This is a genomic window from Asaia sp. Ae19-3, from assembly GCF_059801175.1.
The window spans coordinates 308,962-324,068 of record NZ_JBCHWF010000001.1 but is presented as its reverse complement, the minus strand read 5'-3'; the positions used below and the strand labels follow the sequence as shown (position 1 = coordinate 324,068).

General features: G+C 58.7%; 16 protein-coding genes and 1 tRNA gene. 4 read left to right on the top strand and 13 right to left on the bottom strand.

Translation table 11 applies throughout. From position 1 onward, the window contains the following. Positions 1–7: 7 nt before the first annotated feature. The 6 genes from AAID99_RS01320 to AAID99_RS01295 form a co-directional block, all read right to left on the bottom strand. Positions 8–487, bottom strand: coding sequence for a DUF3465 domain-containing protein (locus tag AAID99_RS01320; protein WP_188424871.1), 480 nt, complete (start codon positions 485–487; stop codon positions 8–10). Then, entirely contained in the window at positions 484–696 is a 213-nt protein-coding gene (locus AAID99_RS01315) for a hypervirulence associated TUDOR domain-containing protein (protein WP_188424869.1), read from the bottom strand. The genes AAID99_RS01320 and AAID99_RS01315 overlap by 4 nt, the downstream gene beginning before the upstream one ends. A gap of 127 nt (positions 697–823) precedes the next feature. Beyond that, positions 824–1,564, bottom strand: coding sequence for an HAD family hydrolase (locus AAID99_RS01310; RefSeq protein WP_188424867.1), 741 nt, complete (start codon positions 1,562–1,564; stop codon positions 824–826). A gap of 651 nt (positions 1,565–2,215) precedes the next feature. Then, positions 2,216–2,920: an HAD family hydrolase gene (locus AAID99_RS01305; RefSeq protein ID WP_188424865.1), complete on the bottom strand. Its 705-nt coding sequence runs from the start codon at positions 2,918–2,920 to the stop codon at positions 2,216–2,218. A gap of 245 nt (positions 2,921–3,165) precedes the next feature. Next, positions 3,166–3,438, bottom strand: a complete 273-nt coding sequence (locus tag AAID99_RS01300; RefSeq protein ID WP_229719469.1) for a putative hemolysin — start codon at positions 3,436–3,438, stop codon at positions 3,166–3,168. A gap of 60 nt (positions 3,439–3,498) precedes the next feature. Beyond that, positions 3,499–4,407: a methylenetetrahydrofolate reductase gene (locus AAID99_RS01295; RefSeq protein WP_188425378.1), complete on the bottom strand. Its 909-nt coding sequence runs from the start codon at positions 4,405–4,407 to the stop codon at positions 3,499–3,501. Between the two features lie 719 nt (positions 4,408–5,126). On the opposite strand from AAID99_RS01295, the gene AAID99_RS01290 reads away from it, so the two are divergent. Together AAID99_RS01290 and AAID99_RS01285 are read left to right on the top strand one after the other, a co-directional pair. After that, the gene (locus AAID99_RS01290) at positions 5,127–5,918 is read left to right on the top strand and encodes an SDR family NAD(P)-dependent oxidoreductase (protein WP_498492864.1); all 792 of its coding nucleotides are present in this window, start codon (positions 5,127–5,129) and stop codon (positions 5,916–5,918) included. A gap of 129 nt (positions 5,919–6,047) precedes the next feature. Beyond that, complete coding sequence (locus tag AAID99_RS01285; RefSeq protein WP_188424861.1) at positions 6,048–6,848, top strand: SDR family NAD(P)-dependent oxidoreductase; 801 nt, start codon at positions 6,048–6,050, stop codon at positions 6,846–6,848. A gap of 119 nt (positions 6,849–6,967) precedes the next feature. Here the strand turns inward: AAID99_RS01285 and AAID99_RS01280 are convergent. The 7 genes from AAID99_RS01280 to AAID99_RS01250 form a co-directional block, all read right to left on the bottom strand. Further along, positions 6,968–7,042: transfer RNA gene (locus AAID99_RS01280), tRNA-Thr, on the bottom strand. A gap of 68 nt (positions 7,043–7,110) precedes the next feature. Then, on the bottom strand, positions 7,111–7,524 hold the full coding sequence (gene dksA, locus AAID99_RS01275; RefSeq protein WP_188424860.1) for an RNA polymerase-binding protein DksA: 414 nt from the start codon (positions 7,522–7,524) through the stop codon (positions 7,111–7,113). 486 nt (positions 7,525–8,010) lie between these two features. Beyond that, positions 8,011–8,679: a glutathione S-transferase family protein gene (locus AAID99_RS01270; RefSeq protein WP_188424851.1), complete on the bottom strand. Its 669-nt coding sequence runs from the start codon at positions 8,677–8,679 to the stop codon at positions 8,011–8,013. Positions 8,680–8,685: 6 nt separating this feature from the next. Continuing rightward, entirely contained in the window at positions 8,686–9,750 is a 1,065-nt protein-coding gene (gene mnmA, locus AAID99_RS01265; protein ID WP_188424849.1) for a tRNA 2-thiouridine(34) synthase MnmA, read from the bottom strand. Between the two features lie 56 nt (positions 9,751–9,806). Continuing rightward, positions 9,807–10,121 carry a ferredoxin family 2Fe-2S iron-sulfur cluster binding protein gene (locus AAID99_RS01260; RefSeq protein WP_188424847.1) on the bottom strand — a complete coding sequence of 105 codons (315 nt, stop codon included), beginning with the start codon at positions 10,119–10,121 and terminating at the stop codon, positions 9,807–9,809. Between the two features lie 23 nt (positions 10,122–10,144). Further along, positions 10,145–11,293, bottom strand: coding sequence for a cysteine desulfurase family protein (locus tag AAID99_RS01255; RefSeq protein WP_188424845.1), 1,149 nt, complete (start codon positions 11,291–11,293; stop codon positions 10,145–10,147). Continuing rightward, positions 11,290–12,393, bottom strand: coding sequence for a cysteine desulfurase family protein (locus AAID99_RS01250; protein ID WP_498492860.1), 1,104 nt, complete (start codon positions 12,391–12,393; stop codon positions 11,290–11,292). The genes AAID99_RS01255 and AAID99_RS01250 overlap by 4 nt, the downstream gene beginning before the upstream one ends. Before the next feature lie 457 nt (positions 12,394–12,850). Between AAID99_RS01250 and AAID99_RS01245 the strand changes: the two genes are divergently transcribed. Then, positions 12,851–13,516, top strand: a complete 666-nt coding sequence (locus AAID99_RS01245) for an alpha/beta hydrolase (protein ID WP_025841477.1) — start codon at positions 12,851–12,853, stop codon at positions 13,514–13,516. Between the two features lie 158 nt (positions 13,517–13,674). After that, entirely contained in the window at positions 13,675–14,931 is a 1,257-nt protein-coding gene (gene tyrS, locus AAID99_RS01240) for a tyrosine--tRNA ligase (RefSeq protein ID WP_188424840.1), read from the top strand. Positions 14,932–15,107: the final 176 nt, after the last annotated feature.

Sequence of the window (15,107 nt, the reverse complement as noted above, 5' to 3'; positions counted from 1 at the left end):
GCTTTTTTTATTCGTATCGCTTTCCATTGACCTGAACATAGCCGGGGCTCGCCCAATGTCGCCCTGTTCCATGATGAGTCCAGTCGATGCCCTGACTACGGGCTGAATCGAAATAGTAGCGCCCGACAACTTCAACCGGGTCACCCGGCCTGACCCAAGGCCAGTCTGGCGCCTGCATGCGATCAAGATCAGACACGATGCGTATCTGACGGCCTGGCGCCACCTGCATGACGAAATAGCCATGCACCCCGCTTCGCGTACGGCGCGATCTCTGCGTCACAGAAACCACCTCGCCACAAACATGCTCAGGAAGGTCAACGCGTGTCGGCCCGGTTTGCAGAAATCCCGCCTGATCGGAGAGGAATTTCTGGTTGTCGCATTGCACCGACGCGACCTGCGCCTGCGCCACACCCGACGACAATGTGGCCAGAAGCCCTGCGGCCAGTAGCTTACGCCCGTGACGGAGGGAAAGATGAGAGATCTTCATTTCTTGTGCAGTGTCTCCGGCTTGTGTGCCGCCTTGGCGCCCGTCTTGTCGCTCTCGACGAGAATTTTGGGATCATCTTTCGATGCCTTGATCTCGTTCTTCTTGATCTTCATGGGCTTGGTCACTGTTTTGACCACATGACCTTCGGTTTCGCCATTGCTGGTCTTCCAGGTGACATCGTCACCTTTTTTGAAGTCTTTTGCCGACATGAGCCAGATCCTTGCTGTGTATGGCGCGAACGCTCGTAACGGCACCGATGTTTCCAGACGGAGTAAGGCCCCCATAAAAAAAGCCGCCCAAGGCGGGCGGCTTTTCCAGAGACTATCCAGTAAGGGCTCAGGCGGCGATGGGACGATCGCTGGTCTGTGCGTCAAGGATCTGACGGAGGATCTGCGGGAACTCCGAAAGATGACCAATACGCAGCAGGCCCGGCCAGCTCGGGGCAGGCTTGTCCAGATCGCGCAGCAGTACGCAGGCCATGCCAGCACGACGGGCCGCTTCGGCGCCTGTGTCTGAATCTTCCAGCACGATGCAATGCTCGGGGCCAACGCCTTCGAGCTCGGCAGCATGGAGATAGAGATCCGGGCGGGGCTTAGGCATATCGAGGTCACGACCCGAATGGATACGCTCTTCCTCAAGCAATTCATCGAGACCCGTGCTGGAGAACTTGGCCTCCATCTCAGCACCCGAGGAGTTGGAGCCAATGCGGATGGGCAAGCCGAGATCATGAACGCTCTGCAGCATTTCATGCGCGCCATCGATGGTTTCGGCCTCTGTCTCCATCATTTTGACGATGCGGTCCTGCATCATCATGTCCCAGTCTGCGGGCATTTCCTTGCCGGTCTCACGACCGATGCGTTCACCGATCTTGACCAGTTCACCGCCGGTGAAAATCTTGTGGGCCTCTTCATTCGAGAGATCCCAGCCATGGTGACGGGCTTCTTCGGCCATCTTGGCGGTTGAGAGATGCTCACCATCAACAAGCACACCGTCACAGTCGAAAATGACGAGCTTCAGGGAGCCGTCTTCGCGAATGGCGGCAGGGATATCGGTGGCATGGGCGGGGGCTACGGTCATGGCATTGTCCTTTTCGAGGCATGCACGCGTGTCATCGGACACAGCCTGCATTCAGGTTTGGGGGCAATCACGAAATCGTGTGTATGACCTTAAGATAGTCACCAGAAAGCATAATTCAAGGAAAAAATGTCAAACAATGTCGAAAATATGAATTTTTTAGAAATTTTTCCTGTCATTTGAGGCGGTTGCCAAGCGCATTCAGACGCACCACACTTGTTGTGATACTGACTTTTCATTTGTTACTTTTTTATGAAATCGTAAATTAGGCATAATTCTATTTTTTATTTGTATCTACTGTATTTATACATCGATACACAGATGACCGTCGATTTTTATTCGTCGCAAATCTGCCAGTTCAAGCAACCACGCGGTCGCTCTTCAAGTGTTCGCCGTAACACCGACATTGCTAGAAAAGCGCTCGCTCAGCTTTGCAGTTTCGCAACGATCAGGTGAAATTTTTGTCGTACTTTGTCATGCCGCCTTAATAGGTTTGCCCTGCATCGGCGGAACGATAAGAGGGGCGACGCTGGGCAGATGCCGCGAATTGCAGTGATTGGCCTCAGCTGAAGCGCTCATTCCGCGGCGCGAAACTGCTCCGGATAATCGGCGCTGGTGCACTGCAGAAAAAGATCAGGGATCTCGCCCGATGCGTCAGCGGGCGTAGCGCATGAGATAGTCCTGCACGACAGAGAGATCACTTACGATTGCCAAGGCTTTTTCCCTTATCTCATCGGTTGGCTCAATCATATCGGGCACCACAATGACGCGCATCCCCGCCGCAAGAGCGGCGTGAGCGCCATTCGTCGAATCTTCCAGAGCCAGGCAGAGCTCGGGAGCTACACCGATGCGCGAGGCCGCGACGAGATAGGGGTCGGGCGCAGGCTTGCCACGTGTGACATCATCACGGCTTACGATAGCGTCAAACCGATCGATAAGCGCAACGCGACGCAACTGGTCTTCAGTGCGGTCGCGCCCTGAAGACGTGGCGATAGCCCGGGGAATATGCCGCGCATCCAGAAGATCGAGCAGTGCAACGACGCCAGGCTTGACCGCGAGGCGTCCGTCACTGATGAACCGGCGCAGATGCTCCGCCTGCAAGGCAAAAAACCGCTCTGACGGAAAGGCCTCTCCAAAGGTGTCACGCAACAGAGCGGCACAACCATCCTCAGGCACCCCGATCATGCGCTTGCAGAAAGCGAGTGTCAGATCGTAACCGAGATCGCGCCCGGCACAGATCAGGGCCTCCATCGCCAGTGTCTCACTGTCGAGAAGCAGTCCATCCATATCGAAAATGACACCGCGTACAGAAATCTGCGGGGTGGTAACCAGATGGCCGGGCAAGTTGGGGGCGGGCATTCATTCCCTCATAACGTCAAAAAAACCTGCCGGAACGCCTCTGTCACATGGCCCAGACACCGGAGCGGGCCTAGGCGATTGACTGCTTCCAAGCTTGGAAAGCCCGGAAGCTAAAACATTCACGGCGCGGGAGCGCCTGCCCCCACATCTTTAACGATTGCCGCGCGCTGCTGTTCAACGCCGCTCTTCACATCCTCGGCACTTCACCCGCCAGACCGCCATATGACGGTCTGGAGCGGCAGACTTCATGGCACAGGCGCATGCGCCGCGTGATGACCGGCCCGCCACAACACCCATTCTTCGACAATACGCCCATAAGGGAGGTGACAATAACCGACCTCTCCCTCTTTCTCATGTCTGATCTCAAGCTTGCCACCCTGCTCCTTGCAATAGACCGATGCCGGATTGGCCATACCCGTTCGCTCCTGTCTGGGAGGCTTTCCCCCACACCCGGCAAGGGCAAGACAAACCATCAGCAAGGCCCCGACACTGGTAGCGCGCGTTGAAATGGGGGTCATGATCACGATCTCCTGCCTTGAATTTGCATAATGAGCACTCTGCCACGCGTCGATGACATTTCAGGCATGCGCCTCTTCCACTGCAACCGGAACCCGCCCCAGAAGCGCGCAGAGCGCGATGCTCGGTTCGGCACGGTTGAGGGTATAGAAATGAAAATCGGCCACCCCTTCGCGTTGAAGTTCGAAACACAGTGAAGCGGCAAGCGCCGTGCTGACCATCCCTGTCGTCACGGGGTCTTTATCGAGCCCGACAAAGCGGCTCTCAAGCCAGGGCGGCAGGGTCGTGCCGCATTGCGTGGCAAATTTGCGCGTCTGGGCCATAGTCCCAACAGGCAAAATACCGGGCACGAGGTCAATACCGATACCCGCTGCAGCAACACGGTCGCGCAGACGCAGAAAGGGCTCCGGCTCGAAGAAGAACTGCGTCAGGGCACGTGTCGCGCCAGCTTCCCATTTCCGACGCAGATAAGCGAGATCCTCTTTTTCGCCCCGGCTGTCGGGATGAGGCTCCGGATAGGCCGCAACCGAAATCTCGAAATCATGCGCCTGCTGCAACCCCGCCACCAGTTCTGCTGCATCTCGATACCCCTCGTCGTGAGGGATATAGGCACCTCCATCAGGTACGTCGCCACGCAGCGCCACGATGGAACGTATGCCGTCCTGCCAGAGCGCCTCGGCAACCGCGTCAACCTCGCGGCGCGCTGCCCCGACACAGGTCAGATGCGCGGCAATGGGCGTGGCAACCCGCGCCTGCAGCGCTGACGCAACAACACGGGTGCGCTCCTGAGCCGCGCCGCCAGCGCCATAGGTCATGGACATGAATTCCGGCGTGTAGCGGGCAAGCCTCATAGCGACGTCGATGAGATTTTCAGTAGCCTGACCGGTCTTGGGCGGAAAAAACTCAAAAGAAACCCCGGGAGGACTTCCGGTACTCCGCGCTGCCCAATCCGATATCGGCTCGCTGATCATTCCGGGAATTACGGCGTCTATTTCAGCCATCATACACCTTGCCTGCGAGTCTGTTTGTCAGACCCTGTTTTCTGCTGTTTGCGCGATCCAGAAGCTGCTCAGCAAGCCCGCACCGGCAAGCAGCTTGCCTTCAAGGCTGGGCAGGTAAACGCGAGCGGGAGCGATCGCGACATTTCGTGCCGTCGCACCCCAGCGACTGGCTGTCAGCGACAGAGGGCATCCCCTCCCTCTGCCATCGGCACCGCCGCAAGAGACACTCTCTTTCCGAGAGCGTGTACTTGAAGGACGCCTTGGCCATCTTCCTGTCAGCCATATACGAGGCAGGACAACCCATCCCACCGCTGCCCAGACACCATAGGCCTCCGTTGACAGAGCACGCCCGATCGTCGGACCGTTGGAAGCCTTCCCCGAAAGCATGCTCTTTCTGCCTCTGCATCGCCCGCCGCCCGGGCGTGCCACTGCCCCTAGAAGGCAAATGACTCCCATCCGCTCACCAAGGGGCTCTCCAATGGTGCGTCAGGTAAAATTCGCTGTTTCAGCGCAAAAACACTTTTTGACAGCTCGATCAGGAACGCTTTCTGGCCACCTCACTGTGGCGTGTTCGATGACACTTCATCGTGTTCGCCCTCCCCCCTTTTGCAAAGACGAATATCCCCGTTCAGTCGCAGTCATCCGGTGGGCCGTTTCGGGCCACCTTAGTCTCACAAAGGAGCGATAAGATGGATCTGGACCTGAAAAACAAGGTAGCGGTCGTAACAGGCGGTAGCGTCGGAATTGGTCTGGCTGTGGCCGAGGGCCTGGCCCGTGAGGGCGCCCATATCGTCATGGTTGCCCGCGACAAGGATAGGCTGGAAAGCGCTGCCCGCCAGCTGGCCGAAACCCATGGCGTGCGCTGCCTGCCTATTTCTGCCGATGTCGCAACGGCCGAGGGTGTCGAGAGCGTGGTTCGCCAGATCGACGAGGCCTTTGGTGGCGCGGATATCCTGATCAACAATGCAGGCACCGGCTCGAACGAGACGATCATGGAAGCGCCCGATGACAAATGGCAGTTCTACTGGGAGCTGCATGTGATGGCGGCGGTGCGCCTGGCACGCGGTCTCGTGCCGGGCATGAAAACACGAGGTGGTGGTGCCATCATCCACAACGCCTCGATCTGCGCCGCACAGCCTCTGTGGTACGAGCCGATCTATAACGTCACCAAGGCCGCATTGATGATGTTCTCCAAAACGCTCGCCACCGAAGTGATCAAGGACAATATCCGGGTGAATTGCGTCAATCCGGGCCTGATCCTGACGCCCGACTGGGTAAAGACCGCCAAGCAACTCACAAGCGAGAGCGGCGGCGACTGGGAAGGCTATCTGCAGTCAGTGGCTGACGAACATGCCCCCATCAAGCGCTTCGGCTCACCGGAAGAACTGGCCAATTTCTTTGTCTTCCTGTGCTCGGACAAGGCCTCGTACAGCGTAGGATCGTCCTATTTCGTCGATGGCGGCATGCTCAAGACACTTTGATCCAGGCCGATGCGACCGAAAGGCTTCTGGATAGTTAGCAGATAATGCCCGCCGCCTCCTTGCGGGACGGCGCCGTTTTGCCTGCGCGGGATCGTCGATCTGGTGCAGGCCTCGAAGGAAAAACAATCAATGAGTGATACGAAACGCTTCGCAGGCAAGACCGCCCTTGTGACTGGTGCCGCAGGGAATATCGGCTTGGCCGTTGCCCGACGCCTTGCAAAGGAAGGCAGCCATGTAGTGCTGCTTGATCTCGATCAGGCCAAGCTCGATGACGTTGCCAAGGGCTTTGCCGAGCACGGCGTGAAGGTGAAGACGGTTGTCTGCGATGTCACGAACTACGCCAGCGTCGAAGAAGCCGTGGAATACGCCGAGAAAACGGTCGGACCGATCGATTTCCTGTTCAACAATGCCGGTTATCAGGGAGCCTTCGCGCCGGTTCAGGATTATCCGGTCGAGGATTTCCAGCGCGTCGTGAATATCGATCTCGTGGGGGCCTTTCACGTGTTGCGCGCCGTGTCGCGCCGCATGGTCGAGCGCCGCTCGGGCAGCATCGTGAATACGGCCAGCATGGCTGGCCTGCAGGGTCCGCCCAACATGGCTGCCTATGGCTCATCGAAATTCGGTGTGGTTGGCCTCACGCAGGTAGCCTCGAAGGATCTCGCCCCGCATAATATCCGTGTCAACGGAATTGCCCCTGCCCTGATGGGCCCCGGCTTCATGTGGGACCGCCAGACCGAGCTTCAGGCCGCAACCAACACCCAGTATTTCTCAACCGACCCCGAGAAGGTGAAGGTCGAAATGGTGGCTGGCGTGCCGATGCGTCGCCTTGGCGATATCGAGGAAATTCCTGGAACAGTCGCTTTCCTGCTGAGCGAGGATTCGAGCTATATCACGGGCGTGACCCTGCCGATCTCGGGCGGCATTCTCTGAGCTGACAATGGGTTGTGCCTCGCTCCGGCGAAGCATAACCTGCCGCAAGAAGCACAAACGACAAAAAACAACCTAGCCGACCGGGCTGGTTGTCTGAGTATTTTTTCTTTCAGGGAAAGTGGTGCTGCTAGCGAGGATTGAACTCGCGACCTCTCCCTTACCAAGGGAGTGCTCTACCACTGAGCTACAGCAGCAACTGGAGCGCTTCGTAGCTTCTCAGCCCGAAAGCTGCAAGCCCCGAAAGCGCTTTTTTTCAAAAGAATCAGTCGTCGCGGTGAATTTTTTCCATACGCTCATGACGCTCCTGCGCTTCAATCGTCATGGTCGCGATGGGACGTGCTTCAAGGCGCTTCAGGCCGATGGGCTCGCCGGTTTCCTCACAATAGCCGTAAGACCCGTTCTCGACGCGCTGAAGGGCCAGATTGATCTTGCCGATCAGCTTGCGGGCGCGGTCCCGGGTGCGCAGCTCAAGGGCGCGATCGGTTTCGACGCTCGCACGGTCGGTCACATCGGCTTCATGAATGCCGCCTTCGGAAAGACTGGCAAGCGTCAGATTGGCTTCCTTGAGCAGATCATTGCGCCAGCGGAGCAACTTCTGTTTAAAGAACTCCACATGAAGCGGATTCATGAATTCTTCTTCGTCAGAGGGCCGATAATCCGGTGGGAGCGTGATCATGCACGTCTGTCCTTAACGCAAGTCGCTTGGGCCGCGCCGCCCCGCATTGCCTTCTGGATGGGAACTTGGGCCGAACCCGTATCCTGAGCATGTCGGCATGGCTCGTTTGGCGCGGCTTATAACTGGACGCGCAACGTTCGCCAAGTCTGAATTGAAAAAATAGCGCTCGCCGACCCTGACTGAATAAAGAATTTCCGCCAACAAGCGAGTGAAATAAAAATATCATATAAATTTCGAGCAGGCTTTATTTCTCGACGAAATAATAATCCCACATCGTAACCGGCAAGTCTCTGTTGCCCACACAACAGAATGCTGACAACCGCAGTTTATTGATCTGATTTTCACGATACTGGATGAAGGACCATAAAGCCCTGATCTGGCAATACCGTAATTCCAGACCGGTCGGTCGAGGGGAGAAACGATGACCCCGCTCCTCCCGGTCAGACACAACGGAAACCCGGGAACTACCCCGGGTTCCGCAAAGTCTCAGGCAATACTTTCATAGCGGTCGAGCTGCCATTCAACGGGCTCAAGCGCGGCAAGGCGCTGCCATTCCTGCATCAGAGGGTGATCGAGCACGGCGGTGCGATACGCATCGGCAACGGGTGACAGCACGATCCCGTAGGAGGTGAAGCGCGATACGACCGGCGCAAACATGATGTCGGCATTGGTGAAATCGGCCCCGAACAGATACGGGCCGGAAGCGCCGAATTGTCCACGCGTTACGCTCCACAGACGGTCGATTGTCTCGATATCACGCTGCGCCTCATCCGGCATGACAGCCAGCACACGCCCTTCGCGGCCGAGATTCATGGGCAGGGCCTGACGTAAGGCCCTGAAACCAGCATGCATCTCAGAGGCAATGCTGCGTGCCGCCGCACGGGCCACGCGTTCGCTCGGCCAGAGTGAAGGCGCGATTTCAGCACAATATTCGCAGATCGCAAGGCTTTCCCAGATCTTCGCACCCCGATGTTCGAGATAGGGTACCAGGGCATTGGGCGAGATGGCATGGATCTCGCTCGTCTGCCCGGCGCCGCGCAGGGCAATCACCTCATCGGGCACATCCAGCCCGGCACAACGCACCGCCAGCCAGCCACGGAGAGACCAGGAAGAATAGCGGCGCGTACCGATGACGAGACGATCCAAGGCAGACACTTCCTCTCAGGAAAGAATGAAGCCCCCGCCCAGCACCCTGCTCCCCTGATAGAGCACGCAGGCCTGACCCGGCGCGGGCATGGCGGGCTCATCCAACACCACCTTTGCGCCATCGGCAAGCGGATAGACCCAAGCCTCACGCGAGACTTCACGCGCCCTGATCTGCACATGACAGCGCACGCCCTCGAGCAGCGGCTCGATCAGCCAGTTCATGTCACGCAGCGCGAACTCGATGCGACCAGCACTTTCCTTGGGCCCGACGATGATACGACGTGTCGTGGCGTCGATGCGCTTCACGATCTGGCGCCGCCCATCCTTGGTATGGATATCGCCCAGACGCTTGCTCTGCCCGACCGTGTAGCGGGCGATGCCCTCATGCTGGCCAAGCACGCGCCCGGTCTCATCGACAATCTCGCCTGCACCATTGGTCTCGGGGCGCAGCTTCTCGACCACCGACGCATAGGTGCCTGAGGGCACGAAGCAGATATCCTGACTGTCGGGCTTGGCTGCAATGGCCAGACCGAATTCCTGCGCTTTCTGACGCACCGCTTCCTTGTTGGGCATATCGCCAAGCGGGAAGCGAAGATAATCAAGCTGATCCTGCGTGGTCGCAAACAGAAACCATGACTGGTCGCGTGACAGATCGGCCGGGCGATGCAGTTCTGCGCGCCCTTCGCCCTCGACACGACGCACATAATGGCCGGTTGCCATGGCCTCGCAGCCCAGATCGCGCGCCATGCTGAGCAGATCGGTAAATTTCACACCCTGGTTGCAGGCAACGCAGGGTACAGGGGTCTCGCCACGCGCATAGCTGTCAGCAAAGCTCGCCATCACACTGCTGCGGAAACGCTCTTCGGCATCGATCACATAATGCGGGATGTCGAGCCTGTCTGCTACGGCGCGTGCGTCGAGGATATCGCGCCCCGCACAGCAGGCGCCCGGCTTCGAGACGGCCTGTCCGTGATCGTAAAGCTGCAGCGTGGCGCCAATGACCTCATGCCCCTCCTGTTTCAGGGTCGCGGCCACAACAGAACTGTCCACGCCTCCCGACATGGCAACTAGGATACGCATGAGATCTCTCTATTGTCTGAAAAAGGGGCGAACCCCGATATGGGATCCGCCAGTACTCAGGACGCCTTGGGCAGACGCACGACCAGACCGTCCAGCGCTTCCGTCATAACGATCTGGCAGCCCAGACGGGAAGTCTTTTCGAGCCCGAAAGCCAGATCGAGCATGTCTTCTTCGTCATCCGTCGGCGCAGAGAGCTTGTCTGCCCATTCCGGATCGACCACCACGTGACAGGTAGCGCAGGCCAGCGAGCCTTCGCAGGCGCCTTCGAGTTCGATATCGTGCTTATGCGCGATTTCGAGCACAGACAGGCCGATAGGGGCATCGACTTCCTTGCGGCTGCCGTCCTGCTCGACGAAAATCATATGAGGCATGTTCTTGTCACCCTGCTTCTTCGTTACGAGGCACGACGGGCCTCGCGTGCCGCCAACCCGAATTCCTCGAGGGCCTGCACGATCTCGGGCGTGGAGGTAAAGCGTCCGACCGACAGACGCAAGCATCGTGCAGCGTCTTTTGCATCCAGCCCCATGGCGGTCAGCACATAAGACGGCGTGATCTCGGCCGAACTGCACGCCGAGCCCGTTGAAAGGGCGATATCAGGCAACGCCGCCATGATGTCACGCGCTGCATAGCCGGGCGGAAACATCAGATTGAGCGCCCCTGCTATGCGCCGCGCCTGAGCACCATTCACCACGAGGCCGGGAAAGAGGCGCTCGAGCCCCTCGAGCAATTGCGCGCGCAGGCCTTCAAGCCGTGGCGCTTCCCCAGACAGGGCTTTCTGGGCCAGCCGGGCTGCCTCACCAAACCCTACGATCAACGGCGTTGGCAGTGTTCCGGAACGAAGGCCACGCTCCTGACCACCGCCAGAAAAAAGCGGCTGCAAGCGCGTGCGTGGCTTATGTCTGACATAAAGCGCGCCAATGCCTTTCGGCCCGTAGAATTTATGAGCCGAAAGCGACATCAGATCGCTCGACGCACAGGTGAGGCTCATTTTCCCGGCAGCCTGGGCTGCGTCGGTATGAAACAGCGCCCCAGCCTGACGGGTCAGGGCCGAGAGGGTTTCGATATTCTGAATAACGCCGGTCTCGTTATTGACGCTCATGATACTGACAAGCGCCGTCGGCACCTCGAGCGCCACAGAGAGATCCCGTGCGCTCACGAGCCCGTCACGACAGACAGGCAGGATGACCGGCTCGAAACCCTCTGCAGCAAGATCTCGCACGGATTCGAGCACGCATTTATGTTCAGTGGCTACCGTGATCAGCCGCCGGCGTTCGCTTCCCTGACGTGCGAGATGGCGCGCGGCCCCCTTGATAGCGAGATTATTGGCCTCGGTCGCTCCGGAGGTGAAGACAATCTCTCTCGGTGTGGCCCCGATCAGCGACGCCACGGCCGCACGGGCGTTTTCAACCGCCTCGGCAGCCAGATCACCCGCCTTGTGGCCCTCGCTATGCGGGTTCCCGTAATGCTCACTGAACCAAGGCAACATCGCCGATACCACTTCCGGGTCGCAGCGCGTCGTGGCCTGATTATCGAGATAGATCATGCCGCTTTTTTCCCCAGACGGCCCGCCATGTCCCGATAGGCCAGAATAAACCCGTCAATCTGGCTTTCTGTCGCATTCCAGGGAAGCGATACCCTTATGGCACAGGCGGCATCGTCATCCAGCCCCATGGCCTGAAGCACGTGAGAAGCCGTTACCTTGCCGGACGAGCACGCCGAGCCGGTCGAGACCGCATAGCCTGCCAGATCGAGCATCATGAGCTGCGTCTGGGCCGAAACACCGTGCAAAATCAGCGATGTCGTATTGGGCAGGCGCGGGCGGCCGCCCCCTCCGGTTATTATCGCCCCGCAGGATAATGCCGCCTCATCGACACGGTCGCGCAAGGCGGCAATAGGCGCCCAGTCCTGCGCTGCAGCCAGTTCGAAAGCAGCGGCCATTGAGGCAATGGCTGGCAGGGCCTGTGTGCCACCACGCCGCCCCCGTTCCTGTCCGCCACCACGCAGCATGGGCGCAACATGTCCCTCGGCGCCGAGAACAAGAGCCCCTGCGCCCTTGATGCCTCCCGCCTTGTGTCCGGAAATGGCGAGGCTGGTCAGCCCCTCGACCGTCAATCTTGCCTCGCCTTCGACATGGCGCCCCGCCAATTGCACGGCATCGACATGAAGCAGCGCGCCATATCGCGTGCACAACATCCTGACGGTCTCGATGGGGTGCAGGATACCCGTCTCATTATTGGCAGCCATGGCGCAGACAAGTGCCGGACCACCGCGCTGGAGCGCCGTCTCGAGCGCTTGGAGGCACAAACTGCCATCGGACAATACTGGCAGAACTTCATGATCGGGCGAGGCCATGCGCACAGCATCATGCTCGGTTGCGCCGATCAGCAGACGCCTGCCCTCACCGAAAGCATGAATTGCCAGTGCATTGGCCTCGGTACCGCCAGAGGTGAAAACCACCTGTTCCGGCCCGGCATTCCAGAAACGGCCAATCGTTTCCCTGGCAGCTTCCAGCAGGCGGCGCGCCTCACGGCCCGGCCCATGTACCGATGAGGGATTACCTGTAAGGCGCACAGCATCCAGCATGGCTGCCATGGCGCCATCTCGCAGAATTTCGGTAGCATTCGCGTCAAGATAAACCGTCATGCGCCTATAAATCGGTTTGGGCCGAACAAGTGCAAGTCAAAACCTCACGCAGGTGAAATCGCGCCCTTTGACGATTTCTGTGGAATTTTACCCTACAGCCTCGTTATACACTGCGCCAATGATGGCGTGGCGGTCGTTTGCGGTGGGCGTTTTACCCCCCGGAAAATGCCCGCGCCGCGTCAGGGAATATCGGCCTGGTATTCTCTCACCGTCGAGGAGCTTGTCCATGTGCGTTTCAACGCCTGTCGAATCCCTTCGTGGCTTTCACCCTCGACCAGCCGTTCACACGGTACAGTACGGCTGACGCTTCCGCGCCGTTCATCATGAACCGCTTCGCAGAGGGTCTTTTGCCCCTTCTTGTGCAAGCCTCGCGCGATCAGGTTCATTTCTCACAATAAAAACACATCCCTCTGCCGGCTTCAAATCGCGGGCAAGAGGTCAATTCGGAAGCATTTTGATGCCTGAAGTCATGTTCGCCGGCCCTGATGGCCGGTTGGAGGGTCGCTACCACCATTCTGACGAGCCGAATGCGCCGCTCGCACTGGTTCTGCATCCACATCCGCTTCACGGCGGCACCATGAACAACCGCATCACCTACACGATGTATCGGTCGTTCGAGAAAATGGGTTTTTCGGTCATGCGCTACAACTCGCGCGGCGTAGGCCGTTCGCAGGGGCGCTATGATGGCGGGATCGGCGAAATTTCAGATGCCGCCGCTGCTCTCGACTGGATGCAGATGGTCAATCCCAATTCCAGCGAGCTCTGGATTGCGGGTTATTCCTTCGGCGCCTTCGTGGGCATGCAGCTTCTGATGCGTCGTCCGGAAATCAGCGGCTGGATCAGCGTTGCGCCTCCGGCCAATGACTATGATTTCGGCTTTCTGGCGCCCTGCCCCTGCGGCGGGCTGATGATCGCGGGCGACAAGGATGACATGGCCCCCGAGCCAGGCATTCGCAAGCTGGTCGACAAGCTGAACACCCAGAAGAATGTCGAGGTCGATTATCGCATCTTCGAGGGCGCCAACCATATCTTCGCAAGCGAAGCCGAAAAAGTTGCGTCTGCGCTCGAAGACCATGTGACGGTGATGCGCAACCGCCGTGTCCTGGCGATTGCCGCAGACTGATCTGTGCCCAGTGGTGCAGATATTTCAAAAGGCGGGGGCTTTCCCCGCCTTTTTTATTGAGGTTTCGCACCGCTTTATGGTGGTCACGGTCGGCTTTGCGCTCTTTTCATGCTACGACCCCCAGCCTCAACCCGCCTCATGATAGTGGATAGACCGATATGGCAGAGCACGCGCTGAAAAGTCCTTTTCTGAAAGAGGCTGACGCTCGGGGCTATATTTTCCAATGCACCGACCTTGCCGCTCTTGATGACGCCCTGTGCGCTGGTCCGGTCACAGGCTATATCGGTTTTGACCCGACAGCCGACTCGCTTCATGTTGGCAACGCCCTCTCCATCATGATGCTGCGCCTGATGCAGCGCCACGGCCATCGCCCTATTGCCCTGATGGGCGGCGGCACGGCCAAGATCGGCGATCCGTCCTTTCGCGACGAAGCACGCGCCCTGATGAGCCCCGAAAAGCTCGCGCATAATCTGGCTGGCATCGAGGTCAGTCTGCGCCAGTTTCTGAGCTTCGGATCGGGCCCCAGCGATGCGATGCTGGCCAATAATGCCGAATGGCTCGACCGCCTCTCCTATATCGAGCTGCTACAGGATGTTGGGGTACATTTCTCGATCAGCCGCATGCTCTCCTTTGAAAGCGTCAGGCAGCGCCTCGACCGCGAACAGGGCCTGACCTTTCTCGAATTCAACTATTCGATCCTGCAATCCTATGATTTCCGCGAGTTGAACCGTCGTCATGGCGCAGTTTTGCAAATGGGCGGCTCTGATCAATGGGGCAATATCGTTGCCGGTATCGATCTGGCACGCCGCACGGATTCCAAACAGGTCTTTGGTCTGACGACGCCGCTGGTCACCACGTCATCCGGCGCCAAAATGGGCAAATCGGCCAATGGCGCGACCTGGGTAAGCGCGGAAAAGCTTCCAGTGTTCGAGTACTGGCAGTTCTGGCGCAACACAGAAGACGCCGATGTCGGGCGCTTCCTCAAATTCTTCACGGATCTGCCGGTTGAGGAATGCGAGCGCCTTGGCGCCCTGGAAGGGGCTGCGATCAACGAAGCCAAGAAAATCCTGGCCACGGAAGCAACGGCAATCTGCCACGGGCGCGAAGCCGCTCTTGCAGCGGCAGAAACGGCGCGTCAGGCTTTCGAGGCAGGCGGTCTGGCGACCGATCTGCCCTCGCGCGATCTGCCAAAAGCCGATCTGGAAGCAGGAATTCCGGCTTTCCGCCTCTTTGGTGAGTCTGGCCTGGTCGCGACAAACAGCGAAGCACGACGACTGATCCGTGGTGGCGGCGCACGCCTGAACGACGAGCCCATACAGGATGAGAACCGCGTCATCACCTCTGATGATCTGGTTGAGGGCGTTCTCAAGCTTTCTTCCGGCAAGAAGCGCCATCTTCTGCTGCGGCCGGTCTGACGCCTACCCGCAAGGTCCGGCCTATATAGGTAACACGCTGTTTTCGCACCCGTTTGGGTTGCTGCCACAGCGCATGAACCTCCTGTCATGCTGCGTCACGCCACGGCGGTGACGCAGCACACTATTGCCGAATCGAAACTTCTCCCATGATCGCCTGCGTGACACGACGATCATGG